Below are 20,872 nucleotides of genomic sequence, written 5' to 3'. Positions count from 1 at the left end.
GGTGACAACGTAGAAATGTCAGTAGAGCTTATCCACCCGATCGCTATGGACGCTGGCTTACGCTTCGCGATCCGTGAAGGCGGCCGTACAGTTGGTGCTGGTGTAGTTTCTAAAGTTACTGCATAATCACTGAATGTGTGAAAAAAAGCGTCCCATCGGGGCGCTTTTTTTATGGGCTTTTATTGTCAAAAATTGTTAGACAATAATGCTTTAAGCTGTCCTTAACTGATAATTAGCTGTCCTTAACTGCACTGAAAGAATTCAAAGAAAAACGTAATATAAAAAAATGAAAACAAATATAAGTTTTAAGCGGATGAACGCTTAAAAGGAGCAGTAAGATGAATGCTAAAGTGAAAATTACCAATCGTGCCGGCGCCAGTTTCCCAGTCCGCCGCATGAATTTTGATTTTGATTCTGTGCCGGAATATTGGATGAATGGCTCAGCGGGTTTAACCCATTTCATGACCGGCTTGTCTGCTTTATTTCCTGCAGGTGAAAAATTCTTTATCGACAGCGTGCGCGCTGTGCGCCAGCATCCGGCGATTAAGGACAATGATGCGCTGCAAAAAGAAATCAGCGCTTTCATTGGCCAAGAGGCCATGCATACCCAAGAGCATGTCGGCTTTAATGCTTCGGCGCAAAAATATGGCCATGATGTCGAGCGTTTAGACCGCATGACCGACCGCGTGATTCAGCGTACCCGTAAAACCTTCGCCTTTATCAGCAAGCCAGTCGGCATTACGCAGGAAATGGTGGATTTAACCGCGACAACCGCGCTTGAGCACTTCACGGCAACTATTGCCTCCCAGCTGCTGACCAATCCGCATATTCAAGCCTTGATGACCGATGAAACCATGAAAACCATGTGGCTTTGGCATGCGATTGAAGAAAATGAACATAAAGCCGTGGCTTATGATGTGTTTGAAGGCGTCTTTGGCAAAGGGCCAAAAGCGTATCTGCTGCGCACAGGATCTCTGGCGGGCGCAATGGTCACCTTGTTTTTTGTGCAAAGCTACTTTGTGCTTCGCCTGCTGCAAGATGATAAACAATTGAATTTTAAAAACTTAAAAGATATTTATACTTATGGCTACAGCCCTTCTAAAGGGGTGATCACAGGGATGTGGCGTGAAATGGTTGAATATTTCCGTCCAGGCTTTCATCCGAATGATTTAGATACCGATCAGCTGCTGATGCATTGGAAAGAAAAACTCGGTTTTTGATCATTTGATGCTGCAGGATTTTGATCCATTTTAATGGATAAGCGCTGTGATTTCTTTTGACTCTTGAGCGATGAAAATCGCTCTTTTTTTTGCTCGATTTTTTTAGGAAAGTTTCTATAATGCCTCATTCCTATCATGAAAAAAGATAAACGAAGATGATTCGTTTGATGACTGCTGCAGATGTGATTTCTGTGGCTGAAATTGAAAAATGTGTGCAAAGCCATCCGTGGAGCAGCAAGCAGTTTGCAGATGCTGTGGACACCTATCAAAGTACGGTGATTGAGCTGAATGGCAAAGTTCAGGGCTTTTGCATTTTACAGCCGGTATTGGATGAGGCGAATTTGCTGCTGATGGCAATTCATCCGAGTCAGCAGGGCAATGGTTTGGGTTATCAGCTGCTGGACGCATCGATTGCGATGCTGAAAAATAATCCAGTCCAAATTTTCTTAGAAGTGCGTGAAGGCAATACTGCGGCGATTAAGCTGTATGAGAAGTCAGATTTTCATCAAATTGATTTGCGTAAAAATTATTACCCAAATCCAGACGGGACACGTGAGCATGCCATCATTATGGTGAAGGCCTGCAGTGATGATTTTGCGGCATTGTTTAAATAAGCCATTTATTGCAAAAGTTATTCAAGCATAGTGCTGAGAATTCAGCCTATGCTTTTTTTATTTGATAATCGGGTTGTTCCAGCCCGACGGCAGGGTGGTCATCAGGGAATCCCCCAGCTGGGCGATTTCATCTGCTGTCAGCGTGCGGTTCAAGCGGCGCCATTGCCCATCCAATAAAAGCTCCAGCGGAATATACTCCGATTTGTAGTTCATCTTATTGGAGTGCGGAACCCAATAGCCTAAGTAGATGTATTTGAGATCCAAATTTTTCGCATATTCAATTTGCTTCAGGATGGCGAAAACTCCGAGCGAACGGCGGCTTTCATCGGGATCAAAAAAAGTATATACCGCAGAAAGGCCGTCGTCTAAAGGGTCACAGGTGGATACGCAGATGAGCCGGTCATCTTCCCACAATTCTAAAAAGAAACTGTCGGTGCAGCTGTGAATCAGGAATTTTTCAAATTGATCATGGCTGGGCGGATACATGTCGCCATCTGCATGGCGTTCATTGATATAGCACTCATACAGCGCATAGTGCATCTCTGTGGCGTCCTGCGGGCGGCTGATTTTTAGGGTCAGATCCTGATTGCGTTTCCAGGCTTTTTTCTGCTTGCTGTTCATTTTGAAATGATGCACAGGCACGCGTGAGGACAGGCATTGCCGGCAGAGATGGCATTCCGGACGGTAGACAAAATCTCCGCTGCGGCGGAATCCCATGCGCGACAATTCGGACAGGGTGACGACATCAATGCGGTGAACCGGATCTAAAAACACCATGCGCGCAGACTTGTTTTCCAGATAGCTGCAGTCATGCGGCGGCGTGATGTAATACTGCAATTCATTCAATAGGGATTTTGGGTGATATGAATTCATGTCAAATATCCCTCGCTATTATTGTGTGGGGCAGCTCATGTTATTCCAAAGAGCTGAGCAGTTTCTGCTATTGTTTTACTTGAAAATACACTGTCCTGATACTTTTTCCAATCTATAGCAGGCTGTTTTATTACATCTTGTAACGAATTAAGGTATTCATGGCGAGAAAGTGTGCAAGCGCCAAGGCTCAGCAAATGGTCATTCACCAGCTGGCAGTCAATCCAAGGCAAATTGTTTTCGCGGCCCAGCAGCATCAAAGTGTAAAACGCCATTTTTGAAACGTCGGTCTGCGTGCTGAACATCGATTCACCAAAACAGCCATGGCCAATGGCAAGGCCATACAAGCCGCCGACCACTTTGCCCTGATCCCAGACTTCGATGCTGTAGCCGTAGCCGGCATCGAACATCTGGCAGTAGGCATAAATAATATCTTCACTGATCCAGGTTTCATCGGCATAGCTGCGGGGCAGGGAACAGGAGCGGATCACCCTTTCAAAGTCCTGATTCACCGTAATGGTGTAATCCAGTTTTTTCATATTGCGGATCAGTGACTTGCTGGGGCGGTAATCCTGCGGACGGATGATGCAGCGCGGTTCAGGGCTCCACCAGCAAATCGGATCATTTTCAGAAAACCATGGAAATAAGCCATGTGTATAGGCTTCAAACAGCGTGGAAGGGGAGAGGTCAGCACCGATGCAAATTAAACCCTGCCCATCGGGATCGGCTTCGGCAGGATCGGGAAAGGTATATTCTGACGGCGGCAAAATTTGCATCATGAGGGCATGGTTTAAAGTAAGCAGTATTGAGGATGATACCTAAAAATAGGCCGATGCATAAAAAAACCGCCTCGAAAGGCGGTTTTTTTAATTCATGACTTAGAGGCTTTAAGCTTTAAAGCGCATCTAAATATTTTTCGGCATCCAGCGCCGCCATGCAGCCTGAACCTGCAGAGGTGATCGCTTGACGGTAAATGCTGTCGGCAATATCGCCTGCAGCATAAACGCCAGCTACAGAGGTTTGAGTCGCATTGCCGGCAGTGCCGCTTTGCACTTGAATATAGCCGTCACGAAGTTCCAGCTGGCCTGCAAACATGGTGCTGTTCGGCTTATGACCAATAGCGACGAACATGCCGGTCACGTCAACATTTTGCGTTGAATCATCTTGAGTCGATTTTAAGCGTACAGATGTTACGCCAGATTGAGCATCGCCCAAAACTTCATCAACTTGGTGATTCCAGATAATGCTGATTTTGCCTTCTTTCTCCTTTTCAAAGAGATGGTCCTGCAGAATTTTTTCAGAACGCAGCGAGTTGCGGCGGTGAACCAAAGTCACGTGAGAAGCAATATTTGACAGGTACAGCGCTTCTTCAACCGCAGTATTGCCGCCGCCCACCACCATCACTTTTTGGTTCTTGTAGAAGAAACCGTCACAGGTTGCGCAAGCGCTTACGCCTTGGCCCATGAAAGCCGCTTCAGATTCAAGGCCTAAATACTGCGCAGTTGCGCCAGTTGCAATGATCAGCGCATCGCAAGTGAACTCTTCCATATCGCCTTTCAGCACAAATGGACGGACGCTCAAATCAACTTCATTGATATGATCATACACAATTTCAGTGCCGAAGCGCTCGGCGTGTTCCTGCATGCGTTCCATCAGGGCAGGGCCGGTTAAGCCATGCGCATCGCCTGGCCAGTTGTCCACTTCAGTGGTTGTGGTCAATTGACCGCCTAATTGCAGGCCGGCAATGAGAGTCGGCTTCAAGTTGGCACGGGCAGCATATACCGCTGCGCTGTAGCCGGCAGGGCCTGAACCAAGAATAATCAAACGTGAGTGACGGGCGCTCATCCGCGGCATCCTTTTTTTATATAGAAATTTGTGAAATTATACGTGAAAGTATCTGGCTGTTGTGTGTGATTAAAGACGATATTATTGATCATTGAAATCGATTTCAGCTATATAGCCTGAAGTTAACAACATGCATCAATAATATTGCATCTTTTTTTAAGGAACAGGTGCATAATAATGCGTTATTGCACGGCTTTTTGAAGCACAACAGCAAACAAGAACATTCACAAAGAATTGGCTACAGGACAGTATATGACAGCGGTGTCGAGTGCTTATGCACAGCGCTTAGTAATGACATTATTTTTAGTCTCGTTTGGGATCTATCTGTTCCTGGCAACAGTGACATACACCCCCTTTGACCCCGGCTGGATGCATATTTCCAGCGATACGTTTCAAGTGTCAAATGCAAGCGGTGTGGCTGGCGCATGGATTGCAGACCTGCTATTCGGTTTTTTAGGCTGGGCCAGCCTGCTGATTCCTGTGTATTTTTTTGCTGAAGCCATACAAGTCTGGTGGCCGCGCAGTTTTCTGAACCGTCCTTTCCGTTATGCCGCGCAATTTTTTATTCTGCTGGCCAGCGCAAGCCTGCTGTTTTTATTGTGGGAAGTGCCTGCAGATACGCTGGACAATTCTTCTGGCGGCATCATCGGCTATGAACTGGGCGGCAGTTTGGAAAACCTGCTGACTGTGTATGGGGCTGTGCCTTTGCTGCTGGCATTTTTAATTTTATTGCTGACCTTGGCCTTTGGCATTAAATGGAACCGCACGTGGGCGACGTTAAAAGCGGCGCCGGCCTATTTGCAGGATCTGTTTTACCGCAATGTGCCTGAATCAGAATCGGCCTTTGACCGCACAGCGCCGCAAGTGAAAAAAGAAACTGTGGTTGCTGCGCCTGCCAAAGCCGCTGCCGTGACTGCCGCGCCAGAACACCATGAAGCCGCGATTGATCCGGCTGTGCGTGACCGTGCGGCTGAACGCTTATTTGAAGATATCGCGCACAAAGAGTGGACTGCGGCTCAGCAGTCAGAAGCTGCGCCAGAAGAGCCCGCTGAGTCGGATGATGAGTTTGAGCGTACTTTGCAGAAAGCGCACCGCTTATTAGAGCAGGACAGCCAGCGTGTTGTAGCGACAGGCGAAGTTTGGCGCGCATTGAACTCCAATGAAGATCAGCGCCACAAGCAGGATATTGATGCCTTGCTGAAAGCGGCAGAAGAAGATCAGCCGGACAATGCCGCTGGGCATTTTCAGCATGTGGTTCACCCGCAGGCAGAATTTGAAGCGGCGCCTGCGCAAAAACCGAAAAGTATGGATTGGGATGATGATGAAATCTTTGATGAGCTGCTGGCGGCTGTGCCGAACAGCAAAACAGCAACAGATGTGCATACGCCATTCAGCCATGCGGCAGAAACAGCGCCGTCTTCGGCAGCGGCCCTGCATATTTTAGACAATGCTGCGCCAGTTGCCGCATCAGCAGCTGTTTTAGCGGCCGCGCCTAAAGCCGCTTTCGATGCAGAGTTTGAAGGCCTGGACGATTTGCTGGTGGATGACGCTGAAGCGCCAGACCTTGCTGAACCGGCACCTGCGCCGCGTACTGCAAGCAGCTATGCGCAATCTTCGCCATTGGTGAAAGCTGAAATCCAGACCCATTTCAGCCAGCCGGCAGCGGCGCCGGAATCGTATGTGTCGGAGGATGAAAAAAACCTTATTTCATCCAATAAAGATGCATTCCGTGATGCATGGCAAGATACGGCCGGCAAGCCTGCGGATGAATTTTTGGATGATGACGATGAATTTGACTTGGATGCGCCGCTGACCGATGCCATGGGCCGGCCGATGTCGCGTTCTATGCAGGTGGCGAAAAAACGTTTAGATTTACCGACTTTACCGGGCTGGGATTTACTGGACCGTGTTGATCTAAATAAGAAAGTGAACTTCACTGCTGAACAGCTGGCGCGCCTATCTGAACTGCTGGAAATTAAACTGCAGGAATTCAACGTCAAAGCCAAAGTGATGGAAGCCCAGCCGGGCCCAGTCGTCACCCGTTTTGAGCTGGATTTGGCGCCGGGTGTGAAGGCATCAAAAGTGACCAATATCTCCAAAGATTTGGCGCGTTCCATGTCTATGGCTTCGGTGCGTGTGGTGGAAGTGATTCCGGGCAAACCGTATATCGGCATTGAAGTGCCGAACAGCGCGCGTGAAATGGTGCGGCTGATTGAGCTGCTGGAATCGCCTGCTTACCGTGATCCAACGGGCTTGCTGTCGATGGCGATGGGTAAAGACATTTCCGGCAATCCGGTGATTGCAGACTTAGGCAAAGCGCCGCATATGCTGGTTGCAGGAACCACCGGTTCCGGTAAATCGGTTGCGGTGAACTCGATGATTTTATCGATGCTGCTGAAATACACCCCAGATCAGCTGCGTTTAATCTTAATTGACCCGAAACAGCTGGAATTGGCGAACTATAACGATATTCCGCATTTGCTGACACCGGTCGTGACGGACATGAAAGATGCGGTCAGCGCGTTGAACTGGTGTGTCAATGAGATGGAGCGCCGCTATAAGCTGATGTCTTTCCTGAAAATCCGGAAATTGGCCGACTACAACCGAAAAGTTGAAGAAGCGTTGGCCAATGGCGAAGATCTGATTGATCCGACATGGAAGGCCAGTGATTCTGTGGTGGGCGAACGTGCGCCGCGCTTAGAGCCGCTGCCATCCATTGTGATTGTGGCGGATGAGTTCGCCGACATGATTATGCAGGTGGGTAAAAAGGCCGAAGAAATGATTACCCGCTTAGCGCAGAAATCGCGTGCGGCAGGCATTCATTTGCTGCTGGCGACTCAGCGTCCATCGGTGGATGTGATTACTGGCTTGATTAAAGCCAATATTCCAACCCGTGTTGCGCTGCGCGTGAACTCAAAAATTGACTCGCGGACGATTTTGGATGCAGGCGGCGCAGAGGACATGCTGGGGCATGGCGATATGCTGTTCCTTGGTCCGGGCAAAATTGAGCCGGAACGTGTGCATGGCGCGTTTATTTCGGATGATGAAGTGAACCGGATTTGTGATGCATGGCGTGAGCGCGGCGATCCGAACTATGTTGATGAAATCTTGACGCCATTTGATGAAGAGCCGACTTCACGCGGCTTTGACGATGGCGATGGAGGTTCAGACCGTGATGCGCTGTATGATCAATGCGTTTCCTTTGTTTTGGAAACCCGTAAAGCGTCAACCTCGTCATTGCAGCGTAAATTCAGCCTCGGCTATAACCGCGCTGCCCGCATTATCGACCAGATGGAAGAAAACGGCATTGTCAGCTCAATGGGAGCCAATGGCAAGCGCGACATTTTAGTTTAATGGCTGGCCGCACAATGATGATTGTGGGGTACAAATTTGAGTAATGATCACGCCGCAATGAGTTCCGCTTATTGCGGCGTTTCTAATATGAACATCGCTGCAAGAATCAGCAGCCAAAGGATGGAGCAGACCGCAATTAAAATCCACTGCGGCATGCTGAATTTCTGCATCAGAATCAGTTTTAAGCCCGGCGTATTCTGTTTGGCATCGTTCAATGCTAGAAACGGAGGAATAAGGAAGATGCAGGAAGCGACTGAAATCAGCCAGTATGGATCGGGCAGTTGAGCCAGCATAGACCCGCCAATATAGCCGATGCACATCAGCGCAGAAGAAAACTGAGCCTGATGGCCATGTGCTCTGGCATAGTTTTGAATGCGGTTCAGCAGCGGATAGATAAAGAATACAGCCAATAGGGCGCGGGCTGCAGGCATAATATCCAGCTTGTCCTTTTGCATAAAGAAGCGCCAAGCTTCAAAAATCCACCAAATCGGATAAAGGCCGAAAGAAATCACAGATAAAAAGAGGAATCTGTTTAAGCTGATGATGCGCTGCTCTTCTACATGTGCATATGCAATTTGAAGATCAAACGGGGAATGGTCTGTGGGTGCTGTTGTCATGGTCTTTATTTTGGCTTTGTTGAAGAGTGTGATCTTTTGTTTTTTGATGAGCGGCTGCTGTGTCCGCTGCTTCATCTTTTAAACAGGATGTTATTGATGGAAACGGCTGATATTAGACTGAAAAATCGCAATGATCCACTTTTTTCATTTTAACCAGGACATCTCAGATTCAAAAGAACGGTGAGCTGAATTGATTATTGAGGAAAGTAGAACATTTCCTGCGCCAGCTGAATCAACGCTTTGACCGCAGGGCTGGCGGATTTGGCATCTTTCAGCGCGAGGCCGATTTGGCGCTGGGTATTCGGCAGCAGCGGGCGCTTGACGACATTCGGATGCAGCCGCAGCAGTTCAGCGGTCATCGACATATCAGCCACAATGGCAATGCCTTCCTGCAGATTCACCATATTTAAAATGGTCAGCAGCTGCGACATTTGGTACATGATTTTCGGCTGAATCCGGTATTGCTTCAGCAGCTGCTCAACATGCGTCTGACTGCCGGCTTTGGTCAGAATAAACGGATAATTCTGCAAGTCCTGCATATTCAGCGCGCTTTGCTGCGCTACAGGATAAGACTTCGGAATCAGCGCAATAAAAATATCTTGCAGCAGCGGATAAGTATCCAAATCACTGCGTGGCAGGACCGCAAAACCGATATCCACCCGCCGCTCATGAATCCACTGCGAAACCTCGTGGTCTGTGCCTTCTTCGACAAAAATTTCAATATTGGGATAGCGCAGGCGGTAGGCATTCAAGAGTTCAGGCAATAAATGAATGGAAGACGATGCTCCAAAAGATCCAATGCGCAGCGTGCCTTGCTGAATGCCGTGTGATGCATTAATTTCCTGCTGCATGATTTGCGCAGTATTGAGCATTTCTTTGGCATGCGACAGCAGCTGGCGGCCAATATGCGTCAACTCAATTTGATGCTGCTCACGAATCAGCAAATTGACTTTCCAATCTTTTTCCAGTGATTTGAGGGCATGTGAGGCGGCTGACTGGGTAATGCCCAGCTGTTTGGCTGCTGCGGTAAAGCTTTGATATTCAGCGACTAAAACAAAAACTTCAAGTTGAGTCAGGGTCATCTTTCTTTCTTCTAAGTCATGATGCATAGTTATGAGTATTTACTCATTTTGATATGAATATAAATGAGGATTATATTGTGCGCTGAATGACGGCAAAAGTACACAAGGCGTGTGCAGGGATGAAATGATGAATGTGTTCATGGCTTTGTTTCCGCTGATGATTTTAATTGCCATGGGCTATGTGCTAAAACGCAGGCAGTTTGTACAGAATGAGTTCTGGGCCAATTCTGAAAAGCTGAATTACTTCATTCTTTTTCCTATTTTGCTGTTTACCAATCTGGCCGATGTGCAGCTGGATGTGCAGCAAATCATGCAGCTGCTGCTGGCATTTTTTATTACGGTTTTCAGCGCGAGCGCAATGTTATGGATGATGAAGCGTATTTACCGCATTCCGCCTGCGCGCTTTGGCGTGTATCTGCAAAGCCACATCCGTTTTAATACCTATATCGGCCTTGCGCTGATGGGGACGCTGTATGGCCCAGCAGGCATGCAGCAGTTTGCCATGCTGATCGCGGTTGCTATTCCTGTGGTGAATGTGCTGTCGGTGATGTCTTTTGCGCAGGGGCAGCGCGGGCAAGGGCTGAATATGGTCTGGTCGATTCTGAAAAATCCGCTGATTTTGGGCTGCGCTGCTGGGGTTGCATTTAATCTTTCCGGCTTGAGCTTATTCAGCGGCATGCAGTCTTTGCTGAAAATTTTAGCCGCGATGAGCCTGCCTTTAGGGCTATTGTCGGTGGGCGCGGCGCTGCAGTTTGACCAGCTGCGCTATGATTTGACTCGATTGTCTTTGAATACTGCAGGCCGCCTGCTGCTGATGCCGTGCTTGGCTTATGCGGTGAGTTCGCAGCTTGAATTGGATGCATTGCAAAGCGCAATTGTGGTGACATTCTTTGCTTTGCCGACGGCATCTGCGGCCTATATTTTGACGCGCTATTTTCAAGGCGACAGCCAATTGATGGCAGGTGTGATCAGCTTGCAGACCTTGTGTTTTACCGCCAGCTTTCCTGTGCTGATGTGGCTGCTATATTGATGAACGATTGCTAGATTTGCTGAATTTTAAGGCTAAAAAAGCCTGCATCAGCAGGCTTTTTTACAGCAAATCGAAGATTAGGCGAATTTAGCCAATACTTCTAAGAAACCTTCGCTTTGACGCGGGTACTGCGCAATCACATCATGAATGCGCTGACCTTCAGGATTGGTTGCATTGACATCACGGCCATCCGCTGCGAATCGAGTCAGCAGGCGCTCATAATCATTGGGGCGCATGTGTTTGAACGCATGATAAAGTACATGAAAATCAGCATTTACGCCTTCAGGAGGCAGCTGATTCAAGTAGGCAAATACGCGCTCATCAGACCATTCTTCGTTAAACGTCGCGGGTTGGGATAATGCCATCGCAATCTCCTTGGTATTCTTTTGAAAATAAAAAAGCAAAATTTGAGTGCGCAAGCCGCAAAGTCTTAAAGCACTTTGAAGCACAGCTTCTCGTGTTGCGCCGGAACAAAGCAGAGCCTAATGATTCAGGCACTTCGAAGCACAGCTTCTTGTCTTGCGCCTAAACAAAGCAGAGCCTAATGATTCAGGCACTTCGAAGCACAGCTTCTTGTCTTGCACCTAAACAAAGCAGTGCTTAATGATACGGCCACTTCGAAGCATAGCTTCTCGTCTTGCGCCTAAACAAAGCGGAGCCTAATGATACGGCCACTTCGAAGCATAGCTTCTCGTCTTGCGCCTAAACAAAGCAGAGCCTAATGATACGGCCACTTCGAAGCATAGCTTCTCGTCTTGCGCCTAAACAAAGCAGTGCTTTGTTTAGGCTCATATTTTGCCTTGATTCAATTTGCTTGACTAATCAGAAATCAGATTAACGCTCTTCAGGCAAATTGATATTCATTTCAAGCATTTCAATGTTCGCTTCAGAACGCACAGACATTTGAATGTGCTGTTCGTCTACGCCGCTGACATAGCGGTTCACGACCTGCATGATTTCTTTTTTCATTTGGTCAATTTTTTCTTGACTCAAGCGTTTGCCCAAACCTTGTTCAGATGCAACAATAACTTTTAAACGGTCTTTTGCTGTTTGCGCGCTTGACTGTTTTTCCTCGCTGCTGAAAAGTTTACTCCAAAATCCCGCCATTTTACGCTCCAAATAATCGTGCTAACCAGCCTTTAGGTTTTACCGTGATGTGACGGTAAGGACGTTCTTCACCAAGGAAGCGGGCAACAAGGTCATCATATGCTTCGCCTGCTGCTGTATCGGTATACAGGATAACAGGCTTACCTTCGTTCGATGCTTGAAGCACGCTCTTGCATTCAGGAATCACGCCTAAAGTCGGAACGCGTAAAATATCTTTTGAAATGTCATCAATGGTCAGCATTTCTTGCTTGTCTGCGCGCTCTGGGTTGAAGCGTGTGATGCACAAATGCTTGCGGATGCGGCCTTCGTTCTGTTCAACTTTTTTAGTTTTGCTGTCCAGCATACCGATAATGCGGTCAGAGTCACGCACTGAAGAAATTTCAGGGTTGGTGACAATGATGGCTTCATCTGCGTGATACATCGCCAAAATCGCGCCGCGTTCAATGCCGGCAGGCGAGTCGCAGATAATATAGTCAAACTCTTGAGAAAGTTCGTCCATTACGCGCGCTACGCCTTCATCGGTCAGCGCGTCTTTATCGCGGGTTTGTGAAGCCGGTAAAATGTAGAGATTTTCAATATCTTTATCACGGATCAGCGCTTGCTGCAGACGCGCTTCATTATTCAAAACGTTCACAAAATCATAAACAACGCGGCGTTCACAACCCATAATAAGGTCTAGGTTACGCAGACCTACGTCAAAATCGATCACAACAGTTTTGTGACCGCGTAGGGCTAAACCTGTTGCAAAAGATGCACTCGTAGTTGTTTTGCCTACGCCGCCTTTGCCTGATGTTACGACAACAATTTTCGCCACCGAATCCACTCCTGTTATGGTAAATCCCCCTCTAAAATGGGGGTTTTTGGTGTTTATTTATACATTAAAATTGCAGAGCTTCAAATACCAGCTCTTGCTGATCATTTAAATAAATATGCACAGGCTGTTTCGCCACATGCTGAGGGATGTCATCCGCTACGCAGTAAGTGCCTGCAATGGACACTAATTCTGCTTCTAATGAATGGCAGAAAATCCGCGCGGCCGTATTGCCCCCAGCTCCGGCAATGACTCTACCACGGGCACTGCCATAAATATGTATATTTCCTGAAGCAATCGCTTCCGAACCGCTGTTGATGCCGGCAGTACTGATAATGTCGCCATTGTTCTGCACTAAGCATTGGCCGGTGCGCAGGATTTCATTGTGATAAGAGGTAATATGCTGCACAGCAGGCGTTTCTGCATCAGGCGCCGGCGCGGCTTTGCTTTCCGCTTCCGGGGCAGGCTTCACTTCATTCACTTGCTCTTTGGTGGCTTTGACTTGCTGCAATTGGCGGTCTGCCGGAATCACCGGAAACTGAATTGCGCGCGCCTGGCCGGCCAGCAGGCCCTCTGTAACCGCCATTGGCTGCAGATCCAGGCTGATGAGCAGCTGAATCAGTTCAATCAGCTCTTGATCCACGCTGCTTTCAATAACCGCTAAAGTGCCGGCGGGAAAAGCTTTTTGAAGCATTGGGGTGAGTTGCTGGCGGATCGCATCATGATCATTCGTATCGAGGCTAATGCGTATCGCATTGACCATTCTGCCTTTTATCCGTATATCAGCCATAATTATTCCTTCGTACTTCTGAGCTGTTTGTTTTATGCCGAAGCGATGTGGTAAATAGAGCAAATGCTAGAACAAATTGACGCATTTCTCTAGCGTGTAAATCAAATATTTTGCATTGCTGCTTATTCTTTGGCTTGATCCTGTTCCTGCATGATTTGCTGCCATTGCTTGACCCGGATTTGTTTGCGCACCGCTTCTAAACTTTCAAATACGGCAGAGTGCACCAATTCATCCAGTTTTTCATTTTTTTCAATTTCTATGCGGCTGATCCGATTGGCAATATCATCATACAGATTGGGCTGAGCGGCCGATGATGCCGGCGGATTCGCCAGCGGATCAATCAGGCCTTGGGTGATATTTTCGCCTAAGCGCTGACCGATGCTTTGAATCTGCTGTTCAATGCGCCCGCCGACAATCGGAATCAAGCGCAGCAGCTGCGTCAGTTCCGGCGTATCTTCGATGGCCTGATTGACAATCTGCCCGACATTCTTGGTAATGCGTTCGCGGTCAGCCTGCAGTTCTTTGCTCAAATTTTCCTGCAGCATTTCTGCCAGCACTTGAGAAAACAGCGCACGGTGATGCTGGATGATATTGCTGATCAGATCCTTATGCGTGGTGCTGGTATTCAGCTCATGCTTGACGCCGTCTAACACAGTAAGCACTACGCGGTCAGACAGTTCTTCCATCACCACGCGGTAGTAAAAATAAGCTTTGTTTTGCCAGGATTTTGGAAAAATCTGATAGCCCATTTCATACAGGCGGTAGGCGATAATGCCGGCGCGGAACAGCCTTAAAAAGCGCAAATGCGGAATAATCGCCAGCACTTCATACCAGTGAATAAACGGGAAGAAAAACCAGCGCTGATAATGCTTCTGCGCAATGGCAATGCCCCAGCGCACAAACAGTTCCGCAATCAGGAAAATGATAAACCACGCTTCAGTGGTAATCACCCAAGGGTGCAAATGCTCCCGGTAAAATTCCAGCACGCTGCTGAGGTGGATGCTGTTGAGAAACCATCCGCCAATATTGCTCATCAGGAAAAAGTTCATGCCTAAGCAGAACAGGTTAAAAATAATAATAAACACCATAAAAATGTCATAGGCCAGAAACAGCTTGAAATACAGGCTGTTCGGATCTAAATGATGGTATTTAGATTTTTTAACGCTGTCGTTTTGGGGCATATTCTTTCACTTTTTCCTAATTTTCTGATGGAGGATGGGCCGATGCGCAGGCCGGCTTTCAGGCGGATGGCGCTGCGGCATATTGCGCTTTCATGCTGCTGATGAGCTGATCTTTTTCGTTCCACAGCGCATCTATCCAATGCTGGAATTTTTCACGGAATGCCGCATCATCTTCGTAATTGCCTTCCAAAACCCAGCCCGGAATGTCAATTTTGCGTAAATTGACCGCAATGCGCGGCACTTCACCGAGCCAGAACTCGCCGTAGCCTGGCGCGCCGTCAGGATAGACGATGGTCATATCGACCAAGGCATCAATTTTATCGCCCAGAATATTCAGCGCCAGCGCCATGCCGCCCGCTTTCGGTTTCAGCAGGTTCTGATAAGGGGATTGCTGCTGCGCCTGCTTTTCAGGCGTAAAGCGCGTTCCCTCTAGATAATTCAGCAGTGTAAAGGGCTGGCTCAGCAGCTGTTCGCAGGATTTGCGCGCTTCTTCAATATCGCGGTATTTCAGCTCCGGATTTTTAGCGATCTGCTCTTTGCTGTGGCGCTTCATCATCGGGAAGCCCAGAATTTTAAAGGCTTGGCCCACGAAAGGAATAAAAATCAGTTCCCATTTGGTGAAAAAGCGGGTCAGCGGCATGCGGGTGAGGCCGAAATACTGATTGACCGTAGTGTCGACCCAGCTTTGATGGTTGCAGGTCATTAAATAGCGGCCCTGCATGTTTAAGTCCAGATCTTCATCGACCGTAATATCCCATTGGGTATTGGGCAGTACATGATCAATCAGCCAATTATTGACCGTCAGCCAGCTGTTGGTGATTTTGATATTGGTTTCATCGACTTTGCGCGATTTTTTAAACAGCTTGGTTAAGCCTAGGGCTAAAACTGGAGGGCCATGGAAAAATGTGCTGCCGGTAATGACTGAACCGACTGTAAGCCCGCGTGTGATTTTTTTAAAGGCTGGTTGCTTATTGCTTTGAGATGGCATAAAAATGTCCTAGGATCAAATTGTCTAAAATTTGCCGAATGAAACAAATATAGCTGCAGATTTGAAAATAGAAAAGTCTTGCAATTCAACTATGAAGGAATTGTGATGGAGTTAACCATTTTTTCACAATCAATTATTACAAAATGTAACGAAAGGGATTATTATTAACAAAAATTCAATGGTTCAGCCATTTGTTTTCATTCATCATTTCTTGCATACAACAAACACAACGTAGGAGGCATGCGATGCGTGCACTAGTAATTTCGTCAGCGGTAATCGGGGCTTTAGTTCTATCGGGCTGTCAATCTACAGGCAATAATATCGGCGGTGTAGAATATGATAAATCTGCAATTGGCGCACTTGTAGGCGCGGCTGCTGGCTACGGCTTGTCAAAAGGCAATGCCAACACTAGCGCGCAAAACAACCGTGCTGCGGCTATCGGCGCAGTATTGGGCGGCGCAACTGGCGTATATCTTGACAATAAAGAGAAAAAACTTCGTCAGCAAATGGCGGGCACTGGCGTAGAAGTAAACCGTAATCCAGACGGTTCTGTTGGCCTGATCATGCCGGGCAACATCACATTTGATACCAACAAATCAAACATCAAGCCGAACTTCTATTCAACTTTGAATAAAGTTGCGCAAACTTTAACTGAAGACAACAAGAGCGGTATTTTGGTGACTGGCTATACAGACAGCACTGGTAATGATTCAATCAACATTCCATTGTCTCAAGCGCGTGCACAGTCTGTAGCAAGCTACTTAGCGTCTCAAGGCGTTTCGACTACACGCATCAATGCGCAAGGCCAAGGTTCTGCAAACCCGATCGCGTCTAACGCGACTGCTGAAGGCCGTGAGCAAAACCGCCGTGTAGAAATCAGCATCTACGCCATTCAATAATTTATTTATTGAATAAAAGAAGCCACCTTCGGGTGGTTTTTTTTATGAACGGAAAATCATCTTTTCGATTATGAAAGTCACGCAGAGATGACTATAATCGACTCCGAATTAGCAGAAGGAAACACTATGTCACTCGGCAGCCATTTAAACGACAAGCAGCTTGAAGCCATGAAATACACTCAAGGCCCCTTGTTAGTGCTTGCTGGCGCGGGTTCGGGCAAGACTTCAGTGATTACGCAAAAAATCGCCTATTTGGTGAAGCACTGCGGCATTCCTGCGCACCGCATCACGGCAATGACCTTTACCAACAAAGCCGCGCGCGAGATGAAAGAGCGTGTGACCAAGCTGCTGTCGCGCGAAGAGGCGAAAGGGCTGTCGGTTTCCACCTTCCATACCTTCGGCTTAAACATGCTGCGTTTGGAACTGAAAAATACGCCATTGAAGGCCAATTTTTCAATTTTAGATGCCGATGACTGCAAGCGCATCCTGATGGATTTGATGCACCGTGACAATATGTCCGGCGCGGAAAGCAAAGAATTGATAGCCAAAGCCATGAAGATGATTTCGGATTGGAAAAATGACCTGATTCCGCCCGAGCAGGCGCATACCACCTGCGAGACGGCGGAAGATGTGCAAATGGCGCACCTTTATCAGCTGTATGAGCGCAACCTGCGCGCTTACAATGCGGTCGACTTTGATGATTTGATTGTGATGCCGACCATGCTGCTGCAGCAAAATGCAGAAGTGCGTGACCGCTGGCAAAACCGCACCCGCTATTTATTGGTCGATGAATATCAAGACACCAATACCGCGCAGTATATTTTAGTCAAACTGCTGGTCGGGGTGATGGGGCAGTTTACTGCGGTAGGCGATGATGACCAGTCGATTTATGCATGGCGCGGCGCAAAGCCTGAAAATATGGCGCTGCTGCAGGACGATTTCCGTAATTTAAAAGTGGTCAAGCTGGAACAGAACTACCGTTCAACTAGCCGGATTTTGAAAGCCGCCAATACTGTGATTGGCAACAACCCGCATATTTTTGATAAAAAACTCTGGTCAGATAAAGGCCATGGCGAAATCATCCGCGTCATTACTTGCCGCAACGATGATGATGAAGCGGAACGCGTGGTCAAAGACCTGATTACGCATAAGCTGATGAACGGCAAAAGCTGGAAAGATTATGCGATTCTGTACCGCGGCAACTTCCAGGCGCGCGCGCTGGAAACTCAGCTGCGCCAGATGCAGATTCCCTATAAATTGTCCGGCGGCCAGTCCTTCTTTGCGCGTTCCGAAATTAAAGATTTAATGAGCTATCTGCGCCTGATCATCAACCCGGAAGATGACAGCGCTTTCTTGCGCATTATTAATACGCCTAAACGCTCAATCGGCCCAGTGACCCTGGAAAAATTGGGCCTGTTTGCGCAGGAACAGCGCCTCTCCTTATTGGCGGCGGCCGGCGATCAGCGCCTGACGATGGCGATTCCGAAAAAAGCCACCACGCAGCTTGCTGAATTTGCCGACTTTATTGACCGCTTTACCCGCAATCTGCTGGAAGATGACGAGCCGGTGCCGATCATCCGCCAAATGATGCTGGAGGCGGGCTATATCGATTTTGTCAAAGAAACAGCAGCCACGCCGGCGCAGGAAAAAACCAAGCTGGACAATATTGAAGTGCTGTACAGCAGCATTCAGAGCTTAATCAACCGCGCTGAAGATGTGGATGAAAAGAACATTGAAAGCGTGATCCGCAAAATGGTGCTGCTGGATATGCTGGAACAGCAGCAGGAAGAAGAAGATACCGACAAGGTGAACCTGCTGACGCTGCATGCATCCAAAGGCCTGGAATTTCCGTATGTCTATTTGATTGGGCTGGAAGAAGAGCTGCTGCCGCATAAAAACTCCATCGCGGCCGATACTGTTGAAGAAGAGCGGCGCCTGATGTACGTGGGCATTACCCGCGCGCGTCAAGGGCTGACCATTACTTTGGCTGAACAGCGTAAAGCCGGCGGACAGATGAAGCAGCAAACGCCGAGCCGCTTCTTGGATGAGCTGCCGGAAAGTGAGCTGGAATGGCTGGGCCGGAAGAAAAAGCTGGCGGGCAATATCGACCCGAAACAGCAGGCGCAGCATTATTTGGAAAATTTACGTGCGCTGATTAAGCGTTAATGACATTTAATTTAAAATCACAGGAATCACTGATGAAAGTTCAGGTAAAAGTACTCGACGCGCGTTTAGGTACAGAATGGCCAATGCCGGCTTATGCCACTTCTGGCTCGGCAGGTTTGGATCTGCGCGCTTGTGTTGAGCAAACTACCGTTATTGAACCGGGACAAACGGTTTTGGTGAAAACAGGTTTGGCTATTTACATTGAAGATGTCAATTTTGCCGGCTTGATTCTGCCGCGTTCAGGCCTTGGCCATAAGCACGGGATTGTACTGGGCAACTTGGTGGGTCTAATCGATTCAGATTACCAAGGCGAGCTGATGGTTTCGGTGTGGAACCGCAGTCAAACCGCATTCAGCTTGGAGCCGGGCGAGCGCCTTGCGCAATATGTATTGGTGCCAGTAGTACAGGCTCAGTTTGATGTGGTCAATGAGTTTGAAGCGACTGAGCGCGGTACAGGCGGTTTTGGCCATACCGGTAAAAACTAAGCTCTAGGCCATTTTGGGCGTCTAAAGACAGATTGCGGGCGTTGTTTGCAATCTGTTTTTTTATGCCTGGTATTTTTCATGATGCGGCTGGAATTGGCTTAAAAAAATGAAGAACCCGAATTCCGCGGAAAGCTATCTTTTATCTATTGGTTGGTATTTTAGGCTGATTTTAATGGGCGCTGAGCAGCGCGCAAGACGGTATAAGCTCTGTCTAATCTAATCTCAACTATCCTTTGCGCTTTACCGCTGGCCCAATGGCAGACTTCCTTTGTGTCAGCTGAAAGCTATTTGATTTCATTGTATTGCATTGTATTGCATTTCGTTGCTATTTATCTGCAGGGATCAAGCATGGGAGCTTAAAAATCACTGACCTTGGGTGCAGGGCATTGAACAGCAGGCAGGTGCAGCGGCTCAGCATCTTTTTCAAGATGGTGTTTCAGTCCCATACTTTCTAGCAGCAGATGCAATCCATTATGGTTTTTGGACAACTGCACGGCTTGAAAGGGCTATAAGAGATGTCTAGGGCCGCAGTGATTGGGATGAAAGATAAAAAATGCCCTCCAGTGAGGGCATTTTGAAATGTTAATTTTCTTTTGGGTGCTAAAGGTTAAGCCGAAGCCTGAATCACCTGAGCCATAGCGTCCGCCACATAATCAATATTCTGCAGATTCAGGCCTGCAGCGCACATGCGGCCGCTGCGCACCAAATAAATGCCATATTTTTCTTTCAGCTCATCGACTTGCGCTGCGCTTAAACCGGTATAGCTGAACATGCCTTGCTGTTTCAGCAGGTAATCAAAGTTACGGTCCGGCATTGCTTGGTTCAGCTTGCTGCTGAGCAATTGGCGCATGTGAATAATCCGCTCACGCATTTCATTCAGTTCTGCTTTCCACTCGGCATGTAATTCCGGCGTGTTCAAGACATTTTCAACCAGCAGCGCGCCTGTTGTCGCTGGGCTGGAGTAAATGCGGCGTACCGTCGCTTTCAGCTGGCCCAAAACTTTTTGCGCAGTATCAGCATCGTCGCAAACAAAGGTCAAGCCGCCAACACGTTCGCCGTACAGCGAGAAGATTTTTGAAAATGAATTGCTGACAATAAAGTTCATGCCTGAACGGTCCAGCGCGCGGATGGCATAAGCATCTTCTTCAAGGCCTTGACCAAAACCTTGGTAGGCAATATCCAAAAATGGAATTAAATCCTGCTGTTTTAACACAGCAATCACTTGATCCCATTCCGCTGGCGTTAAATCTGCGCCTGTCGGGTTATGGCAGCAAGGGTGCAGCAGCACAATGCTTTTTGCCGGCAGCTTCGACAGGGTATCCAGCATTGCAGGCACGTTCACGCCGTTGGTCTGATCGTCAAAATACGGATAAAAATGCGATGCAATGCCTGCGCCATTGAAAATGGCAATGTGGTTTTCCCATGTCGGCTGGCTGACCCAGACATCAGACTGCGGGAAGTATTTTTTCAGGAAGTCCGCGCCGACTTTCAGCGCGCCGGAACCGCCTAAGGTTTGAATGGTCACTGCGCGGCCGTCACGGCGGGCAGGGCTGCCTTCACCCAGAACCAACGCTTGGGTTGCTTGGTTATACGGCTTAAGGCCGTCCATCGGCAGGTACAGCTTAACTTTGTCATTGCCGGCCTGAATATTCTTGCAGGCGGTCTGCACGCAGTTCAGCTGCGGCACAATATTTTCTTCGTTGTAATATAGCCCAATACTTAAATTAACTTTTTGAGTCCGTTCATCTTTTACAAACTCTTCCATTAAGGACAGAATTGGATCACCTGCATAAGCATCTACATGTTGGAACAT

The 20,872-nt window shown here is 47.9% G+C and carries 19 protein-coding genes and 1 pseudogene; 8 read left to right on the top strand and 12 right to left on the bottom strand.

Going from position 1 to position 20,872, the window contains the following annotated elements; all coding sequences use genetic code 11:
- The 3 genes and pseudogenes from tuf to rimI form a co-directional block, all read left to right on the top strand.
- Positions 1-126, top strand: a pseudogene (gene tuf, locus ACE3T3_RS01100) (elongation factor Tu); the annotation flags it as partial.
- Between the two features lie 212 nt (positions 127-338).
- The gene (locus ACE3T3_RS01095) at positions 339-1,220 is read left to right on the top strand and encodes a metal-dependent hydrolase (protein WP_374663209.1); all 882 of its coding nucleotides are present in this window, start codon (positions 339-341) and stop codon (positions 1,218-1,220) included.
- 155 nt (positions 1,221-1,375) lie between these two features.
- Positions 1,376-1,834: a ribosomal protein S18-alanine N-acetyltransferase gene (rimI, locus tag ACE3T3_RS01090; RefSeq protein ID WP_374663207.1), complete on the top strand. Its 459-nt coding sequence runs from the start codon at positions 1,376-1,378 to the stop codon at positions 1,832-1,834.
- Between the two features lie 57 nt (positions 1,835-1,891).
- On the opposite strand, the gene ACE3T3_RS01085 is transcribed toward rimI, so the two are convergent.
- From ACE3T3_RS01085 to trxB, 3 genes are all read right to left on the bottom strand, one after another.
- The gene (locus ACE3T3_RS01085) at positions 1,892-2,707 is read right to left on the bottom strand and encodes an arginyltransferase (protein ID WP_374663205.1); all 816 of its coding nucleotides are present in this window, start codon (positions 2,705-2,707) and stop codon (positions 1,892-1,894) included.
- Positions 2,708-2,742: 35 nt separating this feature from the next.
- Complete coding sequence (gene aat, locus ACE3T3_RS01080; RefSeq protein ID WP_374663243.1) at positions 2,743-3,480, bottom strand: leucyl/phenylalanyl-tRNA--protein transferase; 738 nt, start codon at positions 3,478-3,480, stop codon at positions 2,743-2,745.
- 118 nt (positions 3,481-3,598) lie between these two features.
- Complete coding sequence (gene trxB, locus ACE3T3_RS01075; RefSeq protein ID WP_374663203.1) at positions 3,599-4,549, bottom strand: thioredoxin-disulfide reductase; 951 nt, start codon at positions 4,547-4,549, stop codon at positions 3,599-3,601.
- 252 nt (positions 4,550-4,801) lie between these two features.
- On the opposite strand from trxB, the gene ACE3T3_RS01070 reads away from it, so the two are divergent.
- Complete coding sequence (locus tag ACE3T3_RS01070; protein ID WP_374663201.1) at positions 4,802-7,903, top strand: DNA translocase FtsK; 3,102 nt, start codon at positions 4,802-4,804, stop codon at positions 7,901-7,903.
- 68 nt (positions 7,904-7,971) lie between these two features.
- Here ACE3T3_RS01070 and ACE3T3_RS01065 read toward each other — a convergent pair whose 3' ends face one another.
- Positions 7,972-8,358 carry a tyrosyl-tRNA synthetase gene (locus ACE3T3_RS01065; RefSeq protein ID WP_374663199.1) on the bottom strand — a complete coding sequence of 129 codons (387 nt, stop codon included), beginning with the start codon at positions 8,356-8,358 and terminating at the stop codon, positions 7,972-7,974.
- 356 nt (positions 8,359-8,714) lie between these two features.
- Positions 8,715-9,602, bottom strand: coding sequence for a LysR family transcriptional regulator (locus ACE3T3_RS01060; protein ID WP_374663197.1), 888 nt, complete (start codon positions 9,600-9,602; stop codon positions 8,715-8,717).
- Between the two features lie 127 nt (positions 9,603-9,729).
- Between ACE3T3_RS01060 and ACE3T3_RS01055 the strand changes: the two genes are divergently transcribed.
- Positions 9,730-10,632: an AEC family transporter gene (locus ACE3T3_RS01055; protein WP_374663241.1), complete on the top strand. Its 903-nt coding sequence runs from the start codon at positions 9,730-9,732 to the stop codon at positions 10,630-10,632.
- A gap of 77 nt (positions 10,633-10,709) precedes the next feature.
- Here ACE3T3_RS01055 and ACE3T3_RS01050 read toward each other — a convergent pair whose 3' ends face one another.
- The 6 genes from ACE3T3_RS01050 to ACE3T3_RS01025 form a co-directional block, all read right to left on the bottom strand.
- Positions 10,710-10,997, bottom strand: coding sequence for a PA4642 family protein (locus ACE3T3_RS01050; protein WP_374663195.1), 288 nt, complete (start codon positions 10,995-10,997; stop codon positions 10,710-10,712).
- Positions 10,998-11,466: 469 nt separating this feature from the next.
- Positions 11,467-11,739 carry a cell division topological specificity factor MinE gene (gene minE, locus ACE3T3_RS01045; protein WP_374663193.1) on the bottom strand — a complete coding sequence of 91 codons (273 nt, stop codon included), beginning with the start codon at positions 11,737-11,739 and terminating at the stop codon, positions 11,467-11,469.
- A 1-nt stretch (position 11,740) separates the two neighbouring features.
- Positions 11,741-12,553, bottom strand: a complete 813-nt coding sequence (minD, locus tag ACE3T3_RS01040; RefSeq protein ID WP_374663191.1) for a septum site-determining protein MinD — start codon at positions 12,551-12,553, stop codon at positions 11,741-11,743.
- Positions 12,554-12,617: 64 nt separating this feature from the next.
- Positions 12,618-13,340: a septum site-determining protein MinC gene (gene minC / locus ACE3T3_RS01035; protein WP_374663189.1), complete on the bottom strand. Its 723-nt coding sequence runs from the start codon at positions 13,338-13,340 to the stop codon at positions 12,618-12,620.
- A gap of 122 nt (positions 13,341-13,462) precedes the next feature.
- Positions 13,463-14,521 (bottom strand): preprotein translocase subunit SecA, encoded by a 1,059-nt coding sequence (locus tag ACE3T3_RS01030; RefSeq protein ID WP_374663187.1) that lies wholly within the window; start codon positions 14,519-14,521, stop codon positions 13,463-13,465.
- Positions 14,522-14,579: 58 nt separating this feature from the next.
- Entirely contained in the window at positions 14,580-15,509 is a 930-nt protein-coding gene (locus tag ACE3T3_RS01025; RefSeq protein ID WP_374663185.1) for an acyltransferase, read from the bottom strand.
- Between the two features lie 245 nt (positions 15,510-15,754).
- Here ACE3T3_RS01025 and ACE3T3_RS01020 point away from each other — a divergent pair, with 245 nt between their 5' ends.
- From ACE3T3_RS01020 to dut, 3 genes are all read left to right on the top strand, one after another.
- Positions 15,755-16,408, top strand: a complete 654-nt coding sequence (locus ACE3T3_RS01020; RefSeq protein ID WP_374663183.1) for an OmpA family protein — start codon at positions 15,755-15,757, stop codon at positions 16,406-16,408.
- 126 nt (positions 16,409-16,534) lie between these two features.
- Positions 16,535-18,574 (top strand): UvrD-helicase domain-containing protein, encoded by a 2,040-nt coding sequence (locus tag ACE3T3_RS01015; RefSeq protein ID WP_374663181.1) that lies wholly within the window; start codon positions 16,535-16,537, stop codon positions 18,572-18,574.
- A 32-nt stretch (positions 18,575-18,606) separates the two neighbouring features.
- Positions 18,607-19,059: a dUTP diphosphatase gene (gene dut / locus ACE3T3_RS01010; protein WP_374663179.1), complete on the top strand. Its 453-nt coding sequence runs from the start codon at positions 18,607-18,609 to the stop codon at positions 19,057-19,059.
- Positions 19,060-19,666: 607 nt separating this feature from the next.
- Here the strand turns inward: dut and ACE3T3_RS01005 are convergent.
- Positions 19,667-20,872, bottom strand: coding sequence for an aromatic amino acid transaminase (locus ACE3T3_RS01005; RefSeq protein ID WP_374663177.1), 1,206 nt, complete (start codon positions 20,870-20,872; stop codon positions 19,667-19,669).

This window comes from Acinetobacter sp. (assembly GCF_041919735.1).
In the GTDB taxonomy this organism is placed as follows: Bacteria; Pseudomonadota; Gammaproteobacteria; order Pseudomonadales; family Moraxellaceae; genus Acinetobacter.
This window is presented reverse-complemented; position numbering and strand designations above follow the sequence as displayed.